This is a genomic window from Methanosarcina mazei S-6, assembly GCF_000970205.1.
Classification (GTDB): domain Archaea; phylum Halobacteriota; class Methanosarcinia; order Methanosarcinales; family Methanosarcinaceae; genus Methanosarcina; species Methanosarcina mazei.
In genome coordinates, this window is sequence record NZ_CP009512.1 from 886764 (window position 1) to 911009 (window position 24246).

The 24246-nt window shown below is 36.9% G+C and carries 22 protein-coding genes and 1 CRISPR repeat array; of the genes, 16 read left to right on the plus strand and 6 right to left on the minus strand.

Translation table 11 applies throughout. The features are described from left to right. The first annotated feature begins 470 nt into the window (after window positions 1–470). Entirely contained in the window at window positions 471–827 is a 357-nt protein-coding gene (locus MSMAS_RS03920; protein WP_011032519.1) for a hypothetical protein, read from the plus strand. Between the two features lie 252 nt (window positions 828–1079). Here MSMAS_RS03920 and MSMAS_RS03925 read toward each other — a convergent pair whose 3' ends face one another. Further along, window positions 1080–1586, minus strand: coding sequence for a GNAT family N-acetyltransferase (locus MSMAS_RS03925; RefSeq protein WP_011032518.1), 507 nt, complete (start codon window positions 1584–1586; stop codon window positions 1080–1082). Window positions 1587–1820: 234 nt separating this feature from the next. Here MSMAS_RS03925 and MSMAS_RS03930 point away from each other — a divergent pair, with 234 nt between their 5' ends. After that, window positions 1821–2540, plus strand: a complete 720-nt coding sequence (locus MSMAS_RS03930; RefSeq protein ID WP_011032517.1) for a DNA alkylation repair protein — start codon at window positions 1821–1823, stop codon at window positions 2538–2540. Window positions 2541–3162: 622 nt separating this feature from the next. On the opposite strand, the gene csa3 is transcribed toward MSMAS_RS03930, so the two are convergent. Next, window positions 3163–3804, minus strand: a complete 642-nt coding sequence (gene csa3, locus MSMAS_RS03935; protein ID WP_048041823.1) for a CRISPR-associated CARF protein Csa3 — start codon at window positions 3802–3804, stop codon at window positions 3163–3165. Window positions 3805–3944: 140 nt separating this feature from the next. On the opposite strand from csa3, the gene cas6 reads away from it, so the two are divergent. From cas6 to cas3 (MSMAS_RS03960), 5 genes are read left to right on the plus strand one after another with little or no spacing between them, the layout of a single operon-like run. After that, on the plus strand, window positions 3945–4817 hold the full coding sequence (cas6, locus tag MSMAS_RS03940) for a CRISPR system precrRNA processing endoribonuclease RAMP protein Cas6 (protein ID WP_048041821.1): 873 nt from the start codon (window positions 3945–3947) through the stop codon (window positions 4815–4817). Continuing rightward, window positions 4814–8050, plus strand: coding sequence for a type I-D CRISPR-associated protein Cas10d/Csc3 (cas10d, locus tag MSMAS_RS03945; RefSeq protein WP_048041820.1), 3237 nt, complete (start codon window positions 4814–4816; stop codon window positions 8048–8050). The genes cas6 and cas10d overlap by 4 nt, the downstream gene beginning before the upstream one ends. Continuing rightward, window positions 8047–9051, plus strand: a complete 1005-nt coding sequence (cas7d, locus tag MSMAS_RS03950) for a type I-D CRISPR-associated protein Cas7/Csc2 (RefSeq protein WP_048041818.1) — start codon at window positions 8047–8049, stop codon at window positions 9049–9051. The genes cas10d and cas7d overlap by 4 nt, the downstream gene beginning before the upstream one ends. Window positions 9052–9060: 9 nt before the next feature. Continuing rightward, window positions 9061–9828: a type I-D CRISPR-associated protein Cas5/Csc1 gene (gene cas5d, locus MSMAS_RS03955; RefSeq protein ID WP_050035458.1), complete on the plus strand. Its 768-nt coding sequence runs from the start codon at window positions 9061–9063 to the stop codon at window positions 9826–9828. Next, window positions 9825–10706: a type I-D CRISPR-associated helicase Cas3' gene (cas3, locus tag MSMAS_RS03960; protein ID WP_048046329.1), complete on the plus strand. Its 882-nt coding sequence runs from the start codon at window positions 9825–9827 to the stop codon at window positions 10704–10706. Before cas5d ends, cas3 (MSMAS_RS03960) begins: the two co-directional genes overlap by 4 nt. Here cas3 (MSMAS_RS03960) and MSMAS_RS18050 read toward each other — a convergent pair. After that, a protein-coding gene (locus MSMAS_RS18050; protein ID WP_076611411.1) for an IS630-like element ISMma9 family transposase occupies window positions 10685–11816 on the minus strand; the annotation gives its coding sequence in 2 pieces (ribosomal slippage) (window positions 10685–11384 and window positions 11383–11816; 1134 coding nt in all). The two genes, cas3 (MSMAS_RS03960) and MSMAS_RS18050, sit on opposite strands and share 22 nt — an antisense overlap. Before the next feature lie 46 nt (window positions 11817–11862). On the opposite strand from MSMAS_RS18050, the gene cas3 (MSMAS_RS03975) reads away from it, so the two are divergent. The 8 genes from cas3 (MSMAS_RS03975) (at window position 11863) to MSMAS_RS04010 (ending at window position 21640) form a co-directional block, all read left to right on the plus strand. After that, window positions 11863–13092, plus strand: a complete 1230-nt coding sequence (cas3, locus tag MSMAS_RS03975; protein WP_080942065.1) for a type I-D CRISPR-associated helicase Cas3' — start codon at window positions 11863–11865, stop codon at window positions 13090–13092. 8 nt (window positions 13093–13100) lie between these two features. After that, window positions 13101–13658: a CRISPR-associated protein Cas4 gene (gene cas4, locus MSMAS_RS03980; RefSeq protein ID WP_050035455.1), complete on the plus strand. Its 558-nt coding sequence runs from the start codon at window positions 13101–13103 to the stop codon at window positions 13656–13658. Continuing rightward, complete coding sequence (cas1d, locus tag MSMAS_RS03985) at window positions 13655–14644, plus strand: type I-D CRISPR-associated endonuclease Cas1d (RefSeq protein ID WP_048041809.1); 990 nt, start codon at window positions 13655–13657, stop codon at window positions 14642–14644. The genes cas4 and cas1d overlap by 4 nt, the downstream gene beginning before the upstream one ends. Next, window positions 14641–14907 carry a CRISPR-associated endonuclease Cas2 gene (gene cas2, locus MSMAS_RS03990; protein WP_048041808.1) on the plus strand — a complete coding sequence of 89 codons (267 nt, stop codon included), beginning with the start codon at window positions 14641–14643 and terminating at the stop codon, window positions 14905–14907. Before cas1d ends, cas2 begins: the two co-directional genes overlap by 4 nt. A gap of 116 nt (window positions 14908–15023) precedes the next feature. After that, a CRISPR array of direct repeats spans window positions 15024–19449; the repeat unit is 37 nt; unit sequence ATCGCAATCGGTTAGAAAACTCGTTAGAGATTGAAAC. 277 nt (window positions 19450–19726) lie between these two features. Next, on the plus strand, window positions 19727–19975 hold the full coding sequence (locus MSMAS_RS03995) for a hypothetical protein (RefSeq protein ID WP_011032504.1): 249 nt from the start codon (window positions 19727–19729) through the stop codon (window positions 19973–19975). A 45-nt stretch (window positions 19976–20020) separates the two neighbouring features. Further along, window positions 20021–20245 (plus strand): hypothetical protein, encoded by a 225-nt coding sequence (locus tag MSMAS_RS04000; RefSeq protein ID WP_011032503.1) that lies wholly within the window; start codon window positions 20021–20023, stop codon window positions 20243–20245. 752 nt (window positions 20246–20997) lie between these two features. Then, window positions 20998–21249: a DUF7557 family protein gene (locus MSMAS_RS04005; RefSeq protein WP_011032502.1), complete on the plus strand. Its 252-nt coding sequence runs from the start codon at window positions 20998–21000 to the stop codon at window positions 21247–21249. Beyond that, entirely contained in the window at window positions 21230–21640 is a 411-nt protein-coding gene (locus MSMAS_RS04010; RefSeq protein ID WP_230628143.1) for a type II toxin-antitoxin system death-on-curing family toxin, read from the plus strand. Before MSMAS_RS04005 ends, MSMAS_RS04010 begins: the two co-directional genes overlap by 20 nt. Before the next feature lie 422 nt (window positions 21641–22062). Here MSMAS_RS04010 and MSMAS_RS04015 read toward each other — a convergent pair whose 3' ends face one another. Then, window positions 22063–22569, minus strand: a complete 507-nt coding sequence (locus tag MSMAS_RS04015; protein WP_155395332.1) for a hypothetical protein — start codon at window positions 22567–22569, stop codon at window positions 22063–22065. Between MSMAS_RS04015 and MSMAS_RS19155 the strand changes: the two genes are divergently transcribed. Then, window positions 22556–22708 (plus strand): hypothetical protein, encoded by a 153-nt coding sequence (locus tag MSMAS_RS19155; RefSeq protein ID WP_015411178.1) that lies wholly within the window; start codon window positions 22556–22558, stop codon window positions 22706–22708. The two genes, MSMAS_RS04015 and MSMAS_RS19155, sit on opposite strands and share 14 nt — an antisense overlap. 611 nt (window positions 22709–23319) lie before the next feature. On the opposite strand, the gene MSMAS_RS04020 is transcribed toward MSMAS_RS19155, so the two are convergent. After that, window positions 23320–23670, minus strand: a complete 351-nt coding sequence (locus MSMAS_RS04020; protein WP_015411177.1) for a hypothetical protein — start codon at window positions 23668–23670, stop codon at window positions 23320–23322. Window positions 23671–23682: 12 nt separating this feature from the next. Further along, window positions 23683–23961, minus strand: a complete 279-nt coding sequence (locus tag MSMAS_RS04025; protein WP_048039367.1) for a hypothetical protein — start codon at window positions 23959–23961, stop codon at window positions 23683–23685. Between the last annotated feature and the right edge of the window lie 285 nt (window positions 23962–24246).

Consider the following 24246-nt stretch of genomic DNA (forward strand, 5'->3'; position numbering starts at 1 on the left):
TGTTAAATTTTTTGCCGGAGAGTTCCTTTTGGTTTAAGCTCCCCTTTTTAAACTTTTCTATCTCTCAGATAGTCCTTTTATCTTACATAAAATTCTGAATAGAAAAAAGCTTTAAAGTCTTTATTTAGTGAAAAAAATATATATTTTAGCCAGCTTAGTTTATGTATTGGATATCATGTCTAAATTTTAACTATAAACGAGATTGAAAGCCATTAATTATCTCTTTTTTATAATATTTCTCAAAAATATCTGCCAAATTAATATTTTACTGTTTAATTGCTCATTTAAGTTTATTTATGTCTTTATTTCGTATTTGGCAGCTTATAAACACTTTAAATATTATTAATCATCTTTACTCTTTCTTTACTAAAATTTCTAAGTCTCTATCTTAGTTTCTTATGTTTATATAACCCTAAAAAATAGAGTCGCATCTACTGAAAAACAGAAGGGTATTTTAGGGAGGACTTTTGTTGGAAGTTAGTTACACTAGGAATTCATTCTGGACGTATCTGTACGATATTCGTTTTATCATCCTTTTTTATGTGATAGGGGACTGGGCGTCTACCTTTTACGCACTGCCATTCGGTACGGAATATAACCCTGTTCCTGCAATGATTCTGGAAAATTACGGAATTTACCATCTACTGCTCATAAAATTCGCATTCATTCTTCTGCTCTTTTACGTAGCTCCAATAATTAAGGCATCAAAAGGGCGGTGGGAGCTTACAAAACGAATAATCGAATCCGTAGGCATTCTTGTCACTATAAATAACCTCATGGTGGTCTGGTACGGAAGCAGTCTTATAGAGTCTCTCGGGCTGATCTGACCCTTTCATCAATGGCAACAGTTCCTTCTAGCAGCTCTTCCGACAGCTCCTTTAATAGTTGTCTCCCAGTCCCTTTAAAAGTCCCTTTAAAAGTCCCTTTAAAAGTCCCTTTAAAAATCCCTTTAAAAATCCTTTTAAAAATCCTTTTAATTCTCTCTTACAGCCCTTTAAAAGTCCTTCTTACAGTCCTTAAAAATTCCTCCAATAGCTCCTCTTTTACCACTCTAATATCTTTTTCTGCGGCAGACCTCTCTACTCTGTTATTTGCCTGGTTTTTGCATACACAAAGCAGTCATAATACTCCTGCCCTATCCTGTGGATCTTTTTTGCTATGCCTTCTTTTTCGTATCCGCATTTCACTGCAATCTTCTCGCTTGCAGTGTTCCTTACATCCATCAGGATAGTTATTCTCTGCAGTTTCAGTTCGTCAAAACCGATTTTCTCAAGCTGTCTTACAGCTTCGGTTGCAATGCCCATACCCTGGTAAGCCTTATCCACAAAATAGCCGATTTCCCCTGTCCACGGCCTGTGCTGGTCAATCCTGATCCCGCAGCCTCCCACAAGTTTTTCTTCCAAAAGGATTGAATAGTTATGCTCAAAATTAGTTTTCCGTTTCGCTTCGTTAAGCTTCAGGAACCTTTTTTCGTCCTCAAGGGTTTTTATGGGGACTTCTATAAACTGGTAGTCCAGATGAGTGAATATTTCAAAAAAGCGTTCTGCGTCAAAAATCTCCTGAGGGCGAATTTTTACTTGAAGCATGATGGAAAATTGAGCTTCCTTCCTGAATAAAGCTTTTGACACCTTTCCAATTTTTTAGCCGGGGCTCTGTTAAACCCCTGGGAGCCCTGTTAAACCCCTGGGGGACTCTGTTAAACTTCTGGAGGCCCGGTTAAACTCCTGCCTCGTTATTTTACCTTTTTACTGCTTCCATCCGGACCAGCTAACGTGCCGAAAAATAAGATATAAGTAACACCTTTGATTAAATATAGAACTGTGCAAGCCGATATAACATCCAGGATTAGAAAGGACCTCAGCGAAAACGCTGATGAGAAAACCAAAAATAGCTCTTCCCGTTTTTTTAAAGAGGAAGTAAAGTGTCTCGGAATAAAGACTTCTATTGTCGGAAAGATAGCAAAAGACTATTTTAAGGAGATGCAGAAGTCAGGCAGGGCGGATAAAAAGAACGTGTTCTCCCTTGCTGAAGAGCTCCTGAAATCGGACTACTGCGAGGAAGCCTATATCGCCTTCGACTGGGCATACCAGGTAAGAGACCAGTACACAGAAGACGACTTTCCTGTTTTTGAGCGCTGGATCGAAAATTACGTTAACAACTGGGCAAAATGCGATACCCTCTGCAACCACGCGGTTGGCTCTTTTATAGAAGAATTCCCTGAATTTGTTGATAACCTCAAGACATGGGCGAAGTCTGACAACCGCTGGTTCAGGCGGGCAGCAGCCGTAACCCTTGTCCTGCCTGCAAGAAAAGGCCTGTTTCTTCCCGAAGTCTTTGCGATTGCAAACATCCTCCTGACAGATAAAGACGACCTGGTCAGGAAAGGCTACGGCTGGATGCTGAAAGAAGCCAGCAAGCCCCACCAGCAGGAAGTCTTCGAATACGTCATGAGAAACAAAAAAGAAATGCCCAGGACCTCCCTGAGGTACGCTATCGAAAAATTCCCTCCTGACCTCCGGGCTGAAGCTATGAAAAAATGAAAAAAAAATAAAAAAGGAAACAATAAAATCTTAACAACCCTGTGAAGGGAGATATTGCAGCGTTTTAAAGAAAGGGTTAAATGGTTGAATTTTTGATGGCTGAAAACTGAACTTAGGGTATTTTAGCTTACGGCAGGTATAGTTTACAGCAGGTCACTGTTTTAAAGGAAGTTAAGGGAGCAGGAGTTTTTCCGATGCAGTATCCCCATAGAGCATCTTGAGCCCCTTTCTCCCCCGTGTTCCCTGGTTTTTATTCCCATATATTTTTGCCAGCAGTCTTGTCTGCGGGCGGATCCAACTGTGAAAGCTTTGTCTGTCTGCCAATTAAATGAATGTCTTCACAAGTATTTTTTTCTTTTTACCCAGACATGATAAATATTTATCACTGTCTAATTTTTAGTAAGAACATTGAGCCTTTATTTGAATTTTCTTTGCCTTCTCCGATGGCGAGGTATGGATGAGATTATCTGTTTTAAATTATTAATCAAATGTGAATATTTAGTAAGTTTGAAGGGGAAGGTAAAAAACGTCATTTTGATGATCAGGGTTTCGATAATCTGATTATAAAATTTATTTAGAGGTAGCAACATGCTAACCGTCAGCACTGAAATAATATTTTATTTCAATTTTTTATTTTTAAAAAGATCTTTCCCGTTGTTGTGGTTGAGATATATCTTGTTTTCCCTTGATTATCAACGTCAATTGCTCTCAAGCCTTTCAATTTATTTACATTCCTGGAAATCGTACTTTCAGAAATCTGCAAACGATCAGCTATTTCTGATGCTATAGTGGGTTCATGTTTAACAATATCTTCCAGCAATATGTTTAGTTTTTCATCCAGAGCATTTACGATGTGAGGCAATTGAATTTCTCGAAGTTCACGGTCTACATCACTATAGTTAGTAACCTTGCTTATTTTTCCAGTTTGGGTCAGGCACGCAATTGAAAATGCTAAAAATATGTCTCTTGAGCCTCCGGAAATATTGGCAATTATTTCTGTCTCAATGCTTTCAAGTAGATCGATTATCGACAACAACATGGAGTTAAAATCAAGGTGATTAACTCTATGGACGTCGACTTTGATAGACTTGTCAATTTTATTCGCAATATCTTCAATTTCTCGTACCGATTTTTTTCCCTGCCCATCACTTTCTTCCTGGGGTCTTATTAAAACAATTCTGTCGTTTTTCTCAATACCGTATTTTACGATAAGTGAATAAAATTGTGATGTATCATATCCGAGTAAAGAAACATAGGTCTTCATCTTTCTTTTATATGATATTATTTCATATGAATAGTTTTTGCATCAATTATCTGCAAATACTTCATATATTTTGCATTATTTTGCAACTATTGCATTTTATAGAAAGGCTTATATCTGTTAAATGTTAATAAGTACAATAGATGCCTCAGAAGATATCCCTAAAATTTAAGCCAAAAGCAAAATTTGAGATTCCTGCAAGCAATGGCTATCAGATATACTCAGCTCTCTTGGCCAAAATTGAGTCTAATAATGAGGAGATCAGTAAACACGTACATGATTCATCCATAGGTTCAATTTCAATAAGTGGGCTAAACGGCAGATTTCGAAACGGTGAAAGACCAAACTACAGAATAATTACCCCTGAAAACTTATATGAAACCAGAATAGGGATCATTGACCCAAAGGAATCTGACATTTTTAAATCTTTAATAAGTCAACTTATTTTCTCAATTTCTGAAGAGAGCATTTCAATCGAATTAGATGGTGGGGATCTAGAAGTAGTCGAATGCCAATCTCAGGATGAAAGTTTTGAGGAAATTTTAAGAAAAGTTTCGGAATTGATTGGTAAAGCAATTTCAATAAATATAAACTTCAAGACGCCCACCTGTATCCAGTATAAAAACAGCAAGTCTTTTGAAATGTTCCCTCACCGGACAGCAGTTTTTAATTCTTTACTTTCGAAGTGGAATTCTGTCTGTCCAGGTGAATTAAAAATGGATCTTGAAAGGGACGAAATTTCAAGGTATATTCTGGAAATGCCGGATGCAAACTCTTACCAGACGCATAATGTGATGGTTAATACCATTTTTGACAAAAATAAGGGTCATTTCAGACCTATTTTCAATCTCGGATTTACAGGAAAATGTACTTACGCCTTTTCCAAAAATGTTCCTCAAGATATAAGAAATGCGATTTTGATGCTATCTATTTTTGCAGGATACAGTGGAGTTGGAAGTGCTGTGAGCCGTGGATGTGGATGTGTGGATGTTGAATTATCAGAGGTGAATAAATGAGCATAAGAAAACCTACACCTTTAATTTCAGCAGAGGAAATACATGAGGCAATAGAAAAAAATTTTGCTTTAAAGAACTCTGATTCATATTCTATTCTAGAAGAGTATTACTTACAGGTTGATCCTTTCTTCCAAGAGTCAGGTGTAGCATATGGCCCTGCAAAAAGTATTGAATTTGGAAAAGTAGACCAGATGATGATCGGCCATATAAGAAATGGTGTATGGGCAATAATAGAACTTAACGAAGCACTCAAAAAGCTTGGATTTCAAAATAGTTGTCTAAATAGAGATGCATTAAAAGAAACAGTGGCTCTTTTTGTTGCTCATGAGCTTCATAAACTAAACAATAAAGACTGGAAAGATCAATTTGACATTTCAGAAATAGAAGCTCTTGAATGGGCGAAAAAATTTGGACTTTTGGAATTTGCCCCTGGAATAAATGGAAGAGATTATCAGTCTGTAGCAGTTGCAAACCATCAAAAAACGGGCTATCATTCAAATCTTTCACCAAAATATACATTGTATAAACCGTGGACTTATCTCGCAGACACACTTGCAAGTATAGAAACCCCGCAAACTTCGGAATCAATGCAAAAACAGTTAGATAGTATCAATGAAGAATTGGATTTTTATTACCATACTTTTGAGGAGTCCACAGGAATACTATCAAATCTTGTTAATAGTGGAGTTGCATCGTGGGCAGAAACCAAGGGTTTAATTCCCCTTTTAATTTTTGAAAAAGGAATCTTATATATTGGGAAATATGGTATTGAGTGTAAACTCAGCAACGTGCACGATATTGAAGAAATATATGATCAATTTAAGAACAAATTGGAAGAGGCACATCCGGCAATTTCAGACCCTCTGGAACTTTATAAAAGTAAAAATGTTGATGGGAGTAAAGGCTTATACAAATATGATGATGTTTATTTCTTTTACTCTGGCTTAAAAAACGTATTAAGAGGCCTGATTACAGCTGCTGTTTTAGAAAAGGATAATAAAAATCGAAAAATCACTCTGGACCTCAAAGACCATGCTATTTATGTAGACGGTAAAGAGCCGGATATGAAGTATCCACCAGCAACTGTAATTGATGTCCCTTCAAAATATATCTCAAGCATCAAAGCTGATGACAAAGATACAAGTATTGAAGACATTTCAATTCTATGCAAAAATGAGGAGCGTAAAGAAGGAAAATACACTTTAATACCTGAATCAGTTGAAATCAATGGAAAAAAGCCAGAATGTTCTAAAATTGAGATCAATGGCACAGGGTTGATGACAAGTCAAGTAGGGTATAGACTTCATATTAAACAGGATTTTGATATTGACATTGGCTGGAGTTCTGAAATTATTTCATATTCTAGAGCTATTTCAGGCATAAGAATGCTATTTATTGACCCTCTTATTCGTCTGAAAGCTCTTGAATCAAAGAATTCTGTAATTGAGACATGTAAAATGTTTGGTGTAAATCCAGAACTTGCCCAAAATTTAGCAAAACATTCATTAAACAAAGATGATCATCATGTTGTTGGGGGTTTCTGGAATTATTCATATGTTATAGCACATGATATCCTTGAGAGAAACATCGATGGTGTTTTGTTTAAGAATATCTCTACTGATCTTGAAAAAGTTAGATATCTCGAAAAATTAGTATTTGAATATCTAAACGGAATACCTGCTGAAAAATTATATGAACTTGAATCCAATTATTCATACCCATATAGAGATAAAATGCTCGTATGGATTTGTGAAAACCTTGATTTTAATAATTCAATGCTTTATGGAGCATTTAAGAATAGGTCCACTAAGTTTGAATCTTATTTGAAAGGTCATGGAGTATGTAAATTAACAAATGATACTCTTTATGACTTAAAATCATTAAATGCTCCATCTCAGGCAATGAGCATGCTGAAATATACTTTCTCAAATCGTCTACCAATAGGTCCGCCTCAAACAAAGCCAAAACTTGAAGTTTCAGTGCCTGTAATGATTGAATTGGGTCTTAGGAGAATTGGCCACTCTATAAAAAGTGGTGAGGATAAATTATACTATAAACTGATTCCAGACCACTTTTATACACCAATACTGAGTGAGATATTTTCTCAATTGCTTGGGATGTTTGATGAAAATACACAAACCAGTGTAGGAAGTATTTCAAAAAGTGTATTGTCATCGAACGAACCCAATTATCATCACCTAGCAAAACATCTTGTTTCGGACCAAGGCCAAAAAATGTTAAGGTATACTGCAAAGGGTTTTAAAAGTCTGTTTTCAACTTATGATATCGTATTTAACAAATCAAGAGAAAACGATACCGAGTACTGGTTTATGGGTACTTACATAGGAATGATCTTAGCTGCAACAACAGGATGCCGTCTGGTAATCAGTGAAAACCCAATTTGTATGACCAAGGGTGAGGAATTCAAAGAACTCATAAAATTAGAATCACCATATGCACCTGTAAAAAAAATATTTGGAGACAGAATCCCCTTATCTAAACTTTATACTTCTATAGAAATTGCTTCACTTGTTATCAATATGGGATACGAGTACAAATTAGACGACGGCTTAATGCCAAAATATCTTCAAAAAATTAGGAACCATATGTTTCCTGGGAGTTCTCTGCTAAAAGATATCCAGCGCCAGTATCAGGGTCATACTGGTATTTTTGTCAATAAAGCGCGTGGTTATTCCAAAAGTGGAGATGAAATTGTATATGATGATTCAATAGGACTAATAGAACAAGCAATAAAATTAGACAAGTTTGGAGGAAATATGACTGCAGTAAGTTCGATTCATGAACTTGCAAATCTTGGATTGAAAGTTGCAATTCCCAAGGGATATGAACCATACCGCATGGAAAAACTATTTCGTGAATCAGTGAAGGCAATTTTAGCTAAAAAACAAGATAAGTATGAAAAAGATGATTATGTTGATGCAGTTGCTGGTAGACTACTAAAAATGATGAGAAGAGCTGGAAATGACCAGTTCTATTATGTTTCAGGGCTTTATGATTCACAAAAAACTCAGATGTTTGCAGAAGCGTTCGTAGATCTGGTATTTTATAAAATTGCTGACGGTCATCCAGGAAAGCTCAAACAAAAGGCGAATGATTTATCTGATGGATTCTATGCAGCAACCCTATACCAGTGGGATGATGCATTTAAATCCACAAAAGAAGAAATTGAAAAAGCAAAATTAGAAAAGAAATTACAGGAGCCAAAATTATGAGTGGAGAATATGGCATTACTGCATTTAAAAAAGATTTGGAGAATTATGTGGTAGAAACATTAGAAAAAAAGCCAAAAGAAAACTACGTAAATATACTGGTACTGAGAGAACTAAAAAGCGCAGCTCGTTTTACTACTGATGGAACCCAAGCAAACTCCGCAACCATAAGAATTGGAAACACCGAGGAAACTGTGGGGAAACTGTTTGGCCGAAAACAGGTCGCAAGTGATAGAAGAAAAGCTAAAGCACTTCAGCGTACTCTTATCACAGAGGAAATGAAAAAAGCTGTAAAAGATTGGAACGGCTGCACTATGAAAGTAAATGAGATGTGCCAGAAGTGTCCGGAATGCGCTTTATTTGGAAGTGCGGCTTCTGAAGAAAGTGTTAGTATAACTTCAAGGGTAATGTATGATGAAGCTTATACTATCAGGGCAGTAAGTGCAATTGTAGAAGAATTTTTTCAGAATGCTCCTGGTGACGATTATACAAAGGAACCAACTTCTGCAATTCGTGAACCAGATTTCTTTAAGGAGGGCACTCTGTTTCCCTGTGCAGTTACATTGAAGGATGCAACTATTGAAGAAGTAATGTTTTTCTTGAATGTAACAGATCGAAATTCACGATACGGTGCTACAGGTACTCGTTTTGGAAAAGTCCAAAATCACATTCTTGGAGTTTATGCAAGTCATAGAGAGGGCCCTTCAAGCTTAGAGATAACCAGAGAGATTGCACTTAAGCTTGCAGGAAGAAAAGCTGAACAGAATGGTACGAAAATTGAAGAAGAACTCAAAAATGTGATGTATAGTGATACTTTAGATACTAATGAAATAAAAGGTCTCAGTATTAAGGTATACGAAGAACTGTCAACGAAACATAGAATAGAATGTAATAAAGTTGGAGAGGCTGAAGTTTCGAAGGTACTCAGCGAATTAACAGATGATGTTGTGAAAGAGGCACTCACAGCACAAATTGGTAAGATAAAAACATTTGTAAACGCTTAAAGGGTCACAATGTCCAGAAATGCTCAAGCAAATTTAGTAGGTAGTCTTCAAAAGCTACCTTCCCAAGTTCAGGTTCGAGCGTTTAAGGGAATAATAGAACTGATGAGTGAACTGTTCTTTGCTTCCCTGGAACCTGGAGATAATTATACCACTGAACCTGTAATATTAAACACTGCACTTTACTATGCCCTTGGTTATGCAAAAGGAAATTATATAAATCGTCCTATAAAAAAAGGTAAGGGTTCAGCAAAGCAAAATCCAGATTATATTGAAGACACCGAAGAACTCGTTAATAGTGTATATGTTACACCTGCTAAGCTGATAAACTTTGCAGAACTTACTACTGAAATTTATAATTCACGTTCAGATGATTATGTCCAATCAAACGTGCCTACTAAAATTGATAGTGATGCCAATATCCCTAGGTACGGTGCGAGAAAACAAATTCAACCCGGTGCAAGATTTTTATTTTACGTACTAACGTTTGATGGCACTGAACCGGATATGCCTCCATATATCAGGTTAGGCAAAAAACGTTGCAAAGCCTTAGTTGAATGGAGTGAGGTTGATGTTTCAGTTTCAAATGGAACTTACACAACTACACACCCAATTTTAGCTGAGGATACTAATTTGATACCATTGGGAGATATTTCTTTTAAGAGAATGCAGCCGTTTGATATAATTAAGAAATCTAGGTTCTCAGGGGATTACTTAAAAATAGATAGTAATGAAATACTCCCATTTGAAGTGCGCTTCTTAAGGAGGATAAGGAATTGATTGTTGAGGAGCTCAGTATTCCGAGGTATAATGCGGAACCTCTATACAATGATCGTTATCCTTATGCTCATCAAATAATTGCAAGAGATTCAATTCGCAATTTTGATGAATTTTTTCTTTTCCTTACATCTCCTACTGGGTCTGGAAAAACAGATTCATGGGCAGTACCCTCATTAAATGGAAATGATTTGGGAGTAGTTGTAGCTTTATATCCTACAAATGCACTTGCAAAAGATCAGTATTTGTCCATAAATAATCTGAAAAAATCATTGAATTCGAATAAAAGAATTGAGTTTGTGACAGCTGAAACCCTTGGGCTGAAACAGGAAAAGTATTCGTACAGAATAACAAAAGGTGAAATTTTAGAAGACATGGTTCGTAAAATGGCACTCGATGGTGGAGGCATAATTGTTACAAATCCTGATATATTTGTTTATGCACTTAAAGGATATTTTTTCAATGAGTATCTGAAATCTGTATTCAAAAATCATATAAATACTGTTGTTTTTGATGAATTTCATTTATATGATTTAAAGCAGTCAGATATTATTTTGTTTCTTTTGCACGATATTTTGATCACCGAGGATACTGCACTGAGAAAATTTGTATTTCTCAGTGCAACACCGAATGAAAATATTTCCTATAAAATAAAAAAGGTGATTGGTGGCAATTTCATTGACTCTGCTCAAACCAATATCAATAGTTTAATTATTGATGAGCGTCCCATCATGCCAGAAGTTGAGCTTGAGTTTAAACATGCACCGCGTTTTATGGCTGGAGAATTTTTATTAAAGGATTTAGAGTGGATAAAGGATTTTAAGGGCAATGAAAGGCTGGCGATTATACTAGTGTCGCGTCAATCCTCAATAGTCGGATAAAGACGTGACAATTTTATCCTTGCATCATCTGTTGTAAATTGCCATTTAACCTTTGAATTTTTGTTGTTTCTGTAATTTTGCCATGCCAAAACTTCTTTTCTGACAAACTCGATGTTATCCATTCTCCTTTTTAAACATTGACCTGTAAGTACATTCAGTTCAATCTCTGCCATGTTCAACCAGCTTCCATGTTTTGGCGTGTAGACGAACTCAAATCTGTCCCATAGCGCCTTTGCTTTTGGTGGTGGAAATGTTTCGTAGAGAGATCCAGGTATGTGCGTGTTTAGATTGTCCATTACTAACGTAATTTTATCTGCATTTTCATGTTGAACTTCTATTTCTTCGAGAAAATAAGCCCAATCTCTCTTTGTTTTTCTTTCAGTGATCTTTACCATTCTTTTCCCTGTCAACGGTTCACAGGCAAGGAATATATTGCACATTCCATTTCGCTTGTATTCATAATCGTACTTTTCTGGCTTCCCTGTTGAGCAGGGGATAGGGATCCGGGTTTCTGCAATCAATTGTTTTGGGGATTCGTCCATACACACAACAGGATTTCGTGGATCAAATGGACGTTTATAAACGTCCAGAACCATTTCCATATTCGCAACAAAGCTACTGTTTTGTTCTGGAGGAATTACCCATTGTTTCCTTTGCCAGGGTTTGATTTCGTTTTTTTAAAGTACGGCGTACTGTTTCGTGAGAAATTTCCTCGAAATAACCAAGTTCTACAGCCTTATCGGCTAATAATCTTAACGACCATCTTGCAAAACCTTCAGGGGGTTGACTGCAACTAAGGGCGACTAAATGGGCTTCAAGATCACCATCAACTTTTTTATTATAAATGCGCTCGCTTTCTTTCCCGTTAAGGGCAACTTCAAGACCTTCTTCAACAAATCTCTTCTTAACACGGTCAATTTTTTTCATACTAATATTCAGGACACGTGAGATTTCTTCATTGGTTGAATGGCTAACATTCAATTCACTTTTATCGCAATTAAGCAAAATCAGAGCATTGAGAATTTGTTGAGAGTTATGTTTTCCCTTTGAAGCAAGTTCACAAAGAGATCTACGTTCATCTTCGGTAAGTGTCACAGTATATTTAATCATGAATGATACTTATGAAGATCATTCAATATAACGCTTAAGACTTCCCATCGGTGACACGACACTAGATAGTGCTCATGAAGTTGCAGTTCTAGCCGAAGCCCTTCGAAATCAAACTAACTGGAAGATTTGTGAAGTTAGTGGTTTTAGAAAGGACTCAATGGAAGATTCATTTGATATTCTTGTAGGGAACAAAGCCATTGAAGTTGGAATTGATTTTAAGGGAGAGTCTGCAATATCAAGATTGATATTTTCAGCACACAGTATAAGTGAGTTTTTACAACGTTTCGGTAGACTCAGAAATCCAATTAGTGGGGTAAAATATAGGTCAGTTTGTTTTGCAGCTTCTGAGGTAGTAAATCACTTCGGCAGTTTTGAGAACTTATCAAGAGCCGAATTAGAAGAAAACATAAAATCTTCAATGCATGATCCAAAAATTATTGAGAACTTTAGATGGAGGTATGGTTACCTTGAAGCTTATGAGTATATATACAAAAATGCTTTTGGAATTGGTGTAAAAGAGGCAAGAATTAGTCAAAATGGATGTCAATTTCAACCACAGAAAGGAGGTTTACCATCAGATAAGAACGAAAATTATTTCCGCCAAGGTCTTGAGTTGATTAAAGAACATTTTTTTATTCATACAGGTCGGACTTCTCACGAGATTCTAGAATCTGTAGGATTTCTTGAGAAAACGACTAAATCTGAAATTCTGGATATTATCGAAGAACTCGGGAGTTTTAGAGGCAGCTCTCTAGACATAGCGTACTATGATCCTGAAAATGATCAATTTGGTCTTTACGATGTCTTTTTTCTTTTAAGATGGGCTGAAATGGATATTCTCCCAAAAAAACAATTCAAGCGATCTGTCCCTGATAAATACCACAAAAAAATAGATGATGTCTCTGAACGAGTTGCAGGCTATGTTATTATTAAGAATATTCTTGAAAAACCAAGATATGTGAAAATTGCTGGTAGAAACCTAAGTCAAATAGATTTTGGGGAATCTGAAAGGAAACCTGAAAAAGCTTATGGATTGCTGCCGGTTGTTGGAAAAAACAACTCTGAAGATTCTTTAGACATGTCTACAATAGTGAACAAAATTAAGTCAAAAGGATTTTTTTGTAGATACATGTCAAATACCTCTAAAATTTCAAAGAATTATTACAATATTGACGACTACACTGTACTTTTAAACTATAAGGATGGATGCTTGGCAATTGGTCTTGATGCGATTTATGTAGACTGCGTTATTCATAATTTACTTTCTACAAAGTGAGTGATTCTATGGATGAAGACTCTTTGGTCAATGTTTCCGACCTTAACCAGTACCTTTACTGTGCTAGACGCCTTTATTATCTCATGTTTTATGATACACAGGAAATAAATTTTTACCTTGCAGATGGCCGTTCAAAACATAAAAACAAAGGTAGGAGAGGCGGTTGGTATAAGGAAATTTACCTTAGATCTGAAAAACTCCAATTACATGGTAAAATTGACTTACTGGAAGGAAAAACAACTTTAACTCCAGTAGAAAGTAAGCATGGCGATTCCTACTATGAAAATGATGAGGTTCAGTTGGCTGCTTACTGTATGCTCTTGGAAGATTATCTGGAAGAGCCAGTAACTTTTGGATATTTACATCTTTTTGGCACTAACGAACGCTATGCAATTCAGATAACAGATTGGCACAGAGAAGCGGTTCTGGATACAATTTCAGCAATCCAGAATATGAAATTAAATAATATTCCTGATTTTGCAGATAATTTGAATAAGTGTAAAAAGTGCAGTGTGATTCAGTACTGCATGCCATTTGAAACAAAAATACTGGAGAAGATAAAGTGAAAGCGAGTGAGGGGATTCTGGACGACGATGTAATCTATGTGACAAAGCAGGGGTCAACTGTTGGAATTGACGGAGGGCGCATTTCTGTTTACCAGAAAGAAGAGGGAGAACTGGCTTCCTATCCAATAGGAAAGGTAAATACAATCAATATTTTCGGGAATGTTAATTTCACCACTCCTTTTGTTTCCCAGGCAAACGAACACGGGGTTACACTGAATTACTTTAATTTTTACGGGAAATACAGGGGCAGCTTTATACCTGAGCGTAATACCATTGCTGAAGTTCGAAGAAAGCAATACGCACTTACAGATTTCCAGAGCCTTGCAATCTCCCAGAGGATAATATCCGGAAAAATCCGAAATTCAAGAACTCTTTTGAGTCGGAAAGGTATCAAAGAACTTAAAATATTAGATGAGATCGAATCAAAAACTGCTGAAGTTAAGACTTCTGATGAACTGAGAGGCTACGAAGGTGAAGCTGCTGAATTCTATTTTAGGCATCTTAACAATTGCCTGATCGACGGCTGGACTTTTGAGAAAAGAACGAAAAGACCTCCTGAAGACCATATCAATGCTCTCATGTCACTCACTTATACAATGATGAAAAATGAGGTTTTGAGTGCACTTAGACAGTACAATCTCGATCCTTACCTGGGAATTTTTCACGCTGACAGACATGGAAGGCCGGCTCTTGCACTCGATTTGATGGAGGAGTTTAGACCCGTTTTCTGTGATGCATTTGTGTTAAGGTTAATTAACCGTAAGGAATTGACACATGATGATTTCCAGGTGGATAACCATCTGAAAGAACATCCGTTTAAAACATATCTCGCTAAGTTTGATGAATATATGCAAGAAGAATTTATGCATCCTCATTTTAAGTATCAGGTTTCCCGAAGAAAAGCGGTCAGGATGCAGGCAATATTACTACGAAAAGCTATCACAAACGAACTTCCTATGTATTATCCTCTGGTGTTTAAAAGATGAGGCTAGTAGTTACATATGATATAAGCGACAATAAGATTCGTAACAGGGTTTATAGAATCCTTGAAAAATACGGTGCATGGAAACAGTACAGCGTATTCGAACTTGATATTACTGCAGTGCAACGTGTAGAAATGGAAGATGAAATCAAAACAGAAATTGAGTCTACTGATAAAGTACGCATCTATAGCCTTTGTGACCGTTGCGTAAAAAATATTGTAGACATCGGCCAAAAGACTCCAGATAAAAAGTCAAACATTGTTTAACAGCTTTTTACATTGATGTTTATATATTCTCTGTACGCAAGAGGTTTGGGAATTAATGATTATTTTTTGAGGTTTTAGAAAGGGTTATTACGAAAAAAAACCCTTATTTTCATGCCATCGCAATCGGTTAGAAAACTCGTTAGAGATTGAAACCTAAATTTCATACTCTTCTTGATTTTGGGAAAGTAAATCGCAATCGGTTAGAAAACTCGTTAGAGATTGAAACATACAAATAGAGATAGATTAGATAAGTATAATGATATCGCAATCGGTTAGAAAACTCGTTAGAGATTGAAACATTTGCATACTTCTCCTACAGTACCGCTTCCGGCAAAATCGCAATCGGTTAGAAAACTCGTTAGAGATTGAAACAAATTGAAACCGCGATAGGCTACGGGTGGATTGAAAAATCGCAATCGGTTAGAAAACTCGTTAGAGATTGAAACGTTATTTTCAGGAGTGGTTTTCGCTGTCCATGTATCATCGCAATCGGTTAGAAAACTCGTTAGAGATTGAAACTATTATATATTACTTTCACGTAGGTAAAATTAGTTATATCGCAATCGGTTAGAAAACTCGTTAGAGATTGAAACAAAGGAAAAAATTAGTATTGTCTAGGAACTCAATTAATCGCAATCGGTTAGAAAACTCGTTAGAGATTGAAACTTATCCTTCTGAGGATTAGGCTTGTCCCGTATCACATCGCAATCGGTTAGAAAACTCGTTAGAGATTGAAACATAATGAAGAAGCACACACGAAAAGGTGTAAGCCATATCGCAATCGGTTAGAAAACTCGTTAGAGATTGAAACTTAACTTGCCAGACTGAACGCTTATTTCTAGTTCCATCGCAATCGGTTAGAAAACTCGTTAGAGATTGAAACAAAATAGTGCCTACCGTACCGCCCATTGCAGAATCGCAATCGGTTAGAAAACTCGTTAGAGATTGAAACTTAAGATGTGATGGGAACCTGTGATAATTTATTACTATCGCAATCGGTTAGAAAACTCGTTAGAGATTGAAACCTTGATTTTGATCAGGTTGAAGAACCCCATAACGGGTATCGCAATCGGTTAGAAAACTCGTTAGAGATTGAAACTACCTGTCGTGGAATCTGGGAATTCCTGGATTATCATCGCAATCGGTTAGAAAACTCGTTAGAGATTGAAACAATTCCTCGCATAGTGTAGAAAGTGGATTTACTATTACTGTATCGCAATCGGTTAGAAAACTCGTTAGAGATTGAAACTTTTATATATAACGATGTTTTGTCTGGATATTCAGAATCGCAATCGGTTAGAAAACTCGTTAGAGATTGAAACAATAGATACTGTCTTGCTGTGCCTCCTGTAGCTGTATCGCAATCGGTTAGAAAACTCGTTAGAGATTGAAACATAGATATCGCACGGTATTATGTTAATGGGGAAAAATCGCAATCGGTTAGAAAACTCGTTAGAGATTGAAACATGGCCGATGTTGGAATGGCAACCGCCGACATGACAGATCGCAATCGGTTAGAAAACTCGTTAGAGATTGAAACGGAGATATTAGCCCAGGTTGGCGAAATGTACGCGTGGATCGCAATCGGTTAGAAAACTCGTTAGAGATTGAAACCGTAATGATTCCGATCTTCAGGCTATTATTTCGGCTGTATCGCAATCGGTTAGAAAACTCGTTAGAGATTGAAACTATTGGAGGGATAAGTGGGGGCATGGTTATTATTCCATCGCAATCGGTTAGAAAACTCGTTAGAGATTGAAACACCCTCTCAACGCTAACTACTTCCAGGATCTTATCAAGATCGCAATCGGTTAGAAAACTCGTTAGAGATTGAAACCAATCAGGTTATTATTCAGGAGTCGCAGGGAGAAGAATCGCAATCGGTTAGAAAACTCGTTAGAGATTGAAACGAGAATTAACAGACTTTCATATCTATGAATCAGAAAATCGCAATCGGTTAGAAAACTCGTTAGAGATTGAAACCCAAAATCTGAACATTATTATTCTGCTCTGCTGCATATCGCAATCGGTTAGAAAACTCGTTAGAGATTGAAACTATGGCAGTCTTGCCATCAAACTGCCTCCTTCGGGCATCGCAATCGGTTAGAAAACTCGTTAGAGATTGAAACTTTCATCTGACCACATTTATAAAAAGTATTATTTCTTATCGCAATCGGTTAGAAAACTCGTTAGAGATTGAAACATTCAGTTGAGGATTCTACAGAACAAAACCCAGTTTGATCGCAATCGGTTAGAAAACTCGTTAGAGATTGAAACACCCTCTCAACGCTAACTACTTCCAGGATCTTATCAAGATCGCAATCGGTTAGAAAACTCGTTAGAGATTGAAACGTCAATCTCAATGTTGGCACACATTCCGTAGTGATATCGCAATCGGTTAGAAAACTCGTTAGAGATTGAAACAATGAAACGTCCTTATCTATAGTCTCAACGTCACCATCGCAATCGGTTAGAAAACTCGTTAGAGATTGAAACAAATTGTGACCCCGGTAACAGGAATTGCCCTTGTTTATCGCAATCGGTTAGAAAACTCGTTAGAGATTGAAACTCATTCTCGGGGAAGTCTTCAAGCGAAGCGGGCTTAATCGCAATCGGTTAGAAAACTCGTTAGAGATTGAAACATATCATGATCAGGATTGTAAACGTCCGGCTTGTAGATCGCAATCGGTTAGAAAACTCGTTAGAGATTGAAACTAAAACATGGTATAATAAAGATCTCAAATTAAGCGAATCGCAATCGGTTAGAAAACTCGTTAGAGATTGAAACTTTTGTATTGTCCTCGTCTCGCGGATCGAATGCGTAATCGCAATCGGTTAGAAAACTCGTTAGAGATTGAAACTTTTCCCTATGTTCTTAAAAAAGTGAGTTGTCAAATCGCAATCGGTTAGAAAACTCGTTAGAGATTGAAACTTAATTTTGCCACGTCATTATATGACTCGGTTCATCGCAATCGGTTAGAAAACTCGTTAGAGATTGAAACGAAACTGACAATAACTACGGAAAGGGCCTGAAAGATCGCAATCGGTTAGAAAACTCGTTAGAGATTGAAACCTGTCCTCCCTCGACTTGTCGAAAACGGCGCAGAGGATCGCAATCGGTTAGAAAACTCGTTAGAGATTGAAACTTTCGGATGTTGAACATAACAAAAGCATTACAGGAAAATCGCAATCGGTTAGAAAACTCGTTAGAGATTGAAACGAACAATAAGTTATGACAGTTTCGATCAAAAAATTATATCGCAATCGGTTAGAAAACTCGTTAGAGATTGAAACTCCGTAAAAATGGATAGAACTGAAAAAACTGTATGGATCGCAATCGGTTAGAAAACTCGTTAGAGATTGAAACACATCTACGATTAACTCATCATCTGAAAGCAGCCGCATCGCAATCGGTTAGAAAACTCGTTAGAGATTGAAACTTTCTCCTGGCAGTCTTTTGAACAGTATACATCTGCCATCGCAATCGGTTAGAAAACTCGTTAGAGATTGAAACCAATTTGAAACTACACAGTTCTTAGAACCATCATACATCGCAATCGGTTAGAAAACTCGTTAGAGATTGAAACTCCATGGTTGAGGATGGGCAGATTAGAAACATAATAATCGCAATCGGTTAGAAAACTCGTTAGAGATTGAAACTTCTCCGACAATTTCAAAGATATCTGAATTTCTGAGATCGCAATCGGTTAGAAAACTCGTTAGAGATTGAAACAGTAAAGGGGTGCTGTACGAGAGGGTAAACGGGAAAATCGCAATCGGTTAGAAAACTCGTTAGAGATTGAAACCCTTGATACTCGGCCTCTTGATCCAAAAAGAAAACAATCGCAATCGGTTAGAAAACTCGTTAGAGATTGAAACTATTTTATTGTAAGGGGTACGGATTCATAAGGGGTATATCGCAATCGGTTAGAAAACTCGTTAGAGATTGAAACGAATAAACCAAACGTTGTAATCCCCGCATACCAGTACATCGCAATCGGTTAGAAAACTCGTTAGAGATTGAAACTTGCAATATCCGCGAGAAGAGAGGAATATACTAGGATCGCAATCGGTTAGAAAACTCGTTAGAGATTGAAACCTCTGGAGTCCTCATGGCCACTTACAAGGGAGAATAATCGCAATCGGTTAGAAAACTCGTTAGAGATTGAAACTACAATTCCTTTCCCTAGCGCCGTCTGTATATCCAAATCGCAATCGGTTAGAAAACTCGTTAGAGATTGAAACACAGGAATTTCAAATAAGCCCTGCCCTCCTACTACATAATCGCAATCGGTTAGAAAACTCGTTAGAGATTGAAACTATATGGTAATGTAGTTTTAGAAACCACAGGAGGAAATCGCAATCGGTTAGAAAACTCGTTAGAGATTGAAACTTGAATTTACTGAAAACTACGAACCGATTGTTTTTAAAATCGCAATCGGTTAGAAAACTCGTTAGAGATTGAAACATTAAAGTAAAACACGAACGCATGAATGCACTAATAGATTGCAATTGATTAGAAAACTCGTTAGAGATTAAGAGCCTATCCGAAAAGTGTTGTGACCTGTGTAGATGTCCGACACTAATATTTATCGAAACTTCTATAACAGCCAATAGTATATCCTAAGTGTGGTAAAGAGTCTTAGAGACATCCGGAAGAGAAAAGGGGAGAGCTGAAAAAAGATAAGTCACTCTTTTCCTGATCTTGAGCGTAATAACATCCTGAAAGGAAGTGTGAAGATACAAGACATACAGGAAGAGACCTAAACTGTATTATAGCAGAATAAGAAAAGAACTTCTGGAAGGAGGAATAAAAACCATGACAGAAATGACTCTAATAGAAGCACTGAAAAAACTTGCATTAATCACGAAAAAAGGACTGGATGAACTGATTCATATCCCGGATAATGCAAGTGGACCTATTACAATTGGTGAGGCAATTAAAGAAATACAAGATCACGATTCTGACATTTCTGAAACTGATGATTATATAATAGGTAGTGACGGTATCTGGAAAACAGGGGAAGATGGAAGCGAAATTGTATATCAGATTAAAGAAAGTGAGTGACAGCCTTTACTCTTCATTCAAAAAAGATATAGCTTCGGTGTCGCTATGCATAAAACTTTCAGGAACTTTAACGGTAAAACCTACATGCTCGACGAACTCAGTTATTTTGGGCTTGATAAATCCGATGCCGAGAAAAGAAAAGCCATGATAAAGAAGAGTGGGCTTGGGGTTAGATGCATAAAGAAAGCAAATGGCAAGTACGTAATATACCGTGAGTATATTGGGGATATAAATAAAGAAGATGGCTCTTCATTTTTTAGAGTGGGTTGAGAGTCTACCCAAAAAATGTTTGATCCATTGTATCATTAAATGTTTGATCCATTGTATCATTAAATGTTTGATCCATTGTACCATTCACAGTAAGGGATATACACATAGAGTAAATACTTAGACATTTTAAGCCTGTCATAGCTTTTCAACGTGTATTCTGACTTTTCGGATAGGTTCTAAAACAAGGATTGAAACTCTCCGAAACTCAGATATTTTTGAAATTCGGAGATATTCCCGAACAAGATCCACTAAAACAAGGATTGAAACCAGTTTTCCGGTGATGCCTTTCAGGCCTGAATAGAATCAACATTAGCAAACTTTAATGTATATCCCACATTCCGCGGTATTTTTTTCAAAAATCAATGATTTTCCCGACAGCGTTTTTCAAACAGAGTAAAGTAATTTTGGCCCATGATGGAACTTGGCGAATATTGAATGATATCGTTTTTTGGTCTCTAAATACACCATATTATTACTTCTGGGCAATGTCGCGAATTTGCTGTAATTCCAAGTTAATTTTTAGGAGACTGTATGCAAAACCAATCTATCGGTCTCGAATTTTTGACTCAAAAACTTCTTAAATTTGTAATTTTACAGAAAAATTGACACACTACCTGCTTTTGCCTACTGCATAAAAGTCCAATAAATCCACTTTTAATTGAAAATCGATAGCAAGAACAATTGTGAATATTCTAAACTTTACTGCGGAATGTGGGTATATTTATTTATTCTATTATAACATATTATAATACATGTCTACTATAGCTATAGATCCGGATGTAAAGGAATCACTTAAAGAGTTAAAGTTAGCTCCCGAAGAGTCTTATAATTCAGTAGTTAAGAGACTTATTGGGGAAGTTAAAAAGAAAGAAGATTACAGTCCTATGTTTCCAAAAGAAGAAAAACAAGGACATAAGGAATCTCATATAAATGATTTTGATGCCTGGTTAGAAAAGAAGCTGGTAGAAGATAAAAACATTTTAGATGCACTTGGAAGAAAGTGATGTTTTGATCAGCTTAATTGAGATTTTGAAAATTCATCAAAAGGTTATAGATTACGATAAATTTAAAGATCCGGATGATTATACACCCGCAATACGTTCTTTAGCTACTTTAGAATTAATGTTTGAATATTTGATAAAAGAATCCAATACTATTTTCGAAAATGCCGCTGTAATAGTCTACACTATTGTTGCAAAACATCCGTTTTTCAATGGAAATAAAAGAACTGGTTATGAAGCCATGAATTTTATTATTGAAGATGGAGGATACAGGTTTACGTCTACAGATGAAGAGATGATAGAATTCATAATTAGAGTGGCTACAACAGAAAATGAGATGTCAATTGAAGAAATAAAAGAATGGATAATTCGACATACGGAAAAAATACTATAACCTCGAATCAAAGAGATTTACAGGGTACAAGTAATAATTCGCGAGCAAGATCCACTAAAATAAGGATTGAAACGTGACCTGAATCTGATAGTTGCTCCAAAACGGCTCTTCAATGTTTCGAATGGTTAACTTAAATTTTCCTGGTATAGAAGTAGCATGCACAAAATATAGGAACAGATGTTGTTGAAAATCACATTCAAGCTTGATGTTCTCAATTTGATCTGAACATATTTTAACCAGGCAATTATTTTCAACCCACACAAAACAGTGAAGAGCCACAAACCTACCAGGGCAACTACAAAAAAGGAAATAATGGCGATAATAATGGTTTTTGTTTTTGGTTTATTCAATTGTTAATTTTTTATAGATCTCAACCGCTTTTTGAAATAAAACACGTTCAGTCCGACAACGCAGACGAGCGTCTAGGCGATCAGGAGTTCGGTCTGCTCCCTCGAAAAAAGTCCCACGAGAATCCCGACAAAGGCCCACCAGTGGGTGGCGAACACCACGGCGTTGCGCTTGCTTTGATAGAGTGCGTAGCCCGCAGAGAGCGCCGCGAGAAGCACGAGGAGCATTTGAAGATAGATTCCGAGCTGGGAGCTACTCTGGATGCCAAAGGAAAAAGCATACACGCCGATATTAGCTAGCACCGCAACGCTTGACCACCCCAGATACATCCCGACTCCGCCCTGCAGGAATAGCTTCTCCTGGATATTCGCAAAACCCTGTTCCAATAGTTGGGGAAACGCCTTGAGCAAAGCGAAGTACATAAAGAGGAAAATGAGCACCGTCAACAGCAGCAATTCCCGCTCAGCCGCCATGAGCCAGAGGGTAAAACAGACGTATACCGACGAGAGCCAGAGATACACCGGCCTTGAAAATGTCCGTGTGCCAAAGAGATGCAGCAGCGCGTAGATGCTTGAAAACATGGTTATCACTCCCCAAATGGCAAAAGTATACCCGGCTGGGGTGATGAGCAGTTCATTGAAATTACTGCCTCCGCTAAAAGACGAGAAAAAAATGCTGAAAATCTGCGAAACCGCTGTGACAAAAAAGATGATTTTATAGATTCGCATATTGTTATGGTTGGATGTTCATAGCATTTTAATTATTCTGCCCAAAGTTTGGCGATGTTCTTTTGAGTTTTTTGCCCGTAAATTTCAATCAGCATTTTGGCGTACTCGACGAGCATCCGCCCGGCTTCGATATCCTCCCCAATTTTTTTAGGATGGTGAGAGGCTGGAGAGGGATTTCATATTCATTAATCTTATTTGGCGAAATATTACCTTGGTCTCCGCCATCTGAAGCTACCTGAAAATAGTCGTAAATTCATTAGAAAATAATATGACTTCAAAAAACTTTTGAAGTTTTTGTTCATTTGGTCTTACGAGACCAACGCGCTGATTGAGAAGCAAACTATTAATTTGAGAAACAGATTCGAGAGCATATCCACTAAAACAAGGATTGAAACTTGAGAGGATTCAAGCTCTCGCAGATGGACGGGTTATTCGCGAGCAAAATCCATTAAAACAAGGATTGAAACAGTCTCATTAATCCAAACCCAAAAAAGTACCTTTCGCCGGGTCAGAGCCCAAACAAGGAACCTTTTTTTCCTTGTGGCTTTACCCTGCTATGTGTCTTCATGGAGCGGATCCGAAGGACGGCAGAAAAGGAAAAACTTACTTCTTGTAACCAAATACTTTATCGTATTTTTTATGATCGATTATATCAATCACTATTACGAGAGTTTCAACGCCCGAATTACCAGCTGTAAGTGTGTAAAGCATTCTCCAGAAGCCTGGGAGTTCCACTCTAAACAGGTTATTTACTCCATATTTGGTTTTATATTCTGAAGGAATTAATCTTTTAGCAACTGGATTTCCATAATGAACATCGTTTTTTATTAACTCTATTTTCTGATGAAAAGCATTAAGAATTGTCTCTTCCTGCTTTGAGTCCGAAGCCTTACTTATCAGATATTCGTATGCCTCCTCAGCTTCGGGAGTTAATCTTACACTTACACGCTCCATGCTATTCACGTTTTATAGCTCGCGTCCGTAAATCGCAACATTCCTTAAATTATGATTTGTGTTGTGAATCCAGGTTATCCCTCTTAACCCAACAGCTATTTTATTACTTTTTTCCAGGTATTCCAAAATAGTCATTAAAGTATTGTGGTTTACCTGCCGAGGAAGCGCTTTTTTTAGTTCCGGAATAGTTATAACACTATTTGGGCTGTTTTGTATAGCATCTTCTACCATAATAATAGTGTTAAGAGTTGGAGAAGGTTTTATCTTATCAGAATTTAATGCCTCTGCCATTTATTCACTTCCATAGATTTGAAATCATTATGTAAGAAATCATTATTAGTTAATAACTTATTTGCATCAATAAATACCTGTGGTTTACGGTGACATCTGGCAGAAGAGACATTCCTTATTTTAAGAGGTGGATATGGCTTAATTCATTTCCGCTTTTTGCAGATCTCAACGGCTCTTACTATTTTTGCTCTTCCGTAGATCAAGATCTCTTCTCTATTCCTATTCCCGATCAAGATCCACAAAAACAAGGATTGAAACTGTAATCTGTTCCGTGAATCAATACAA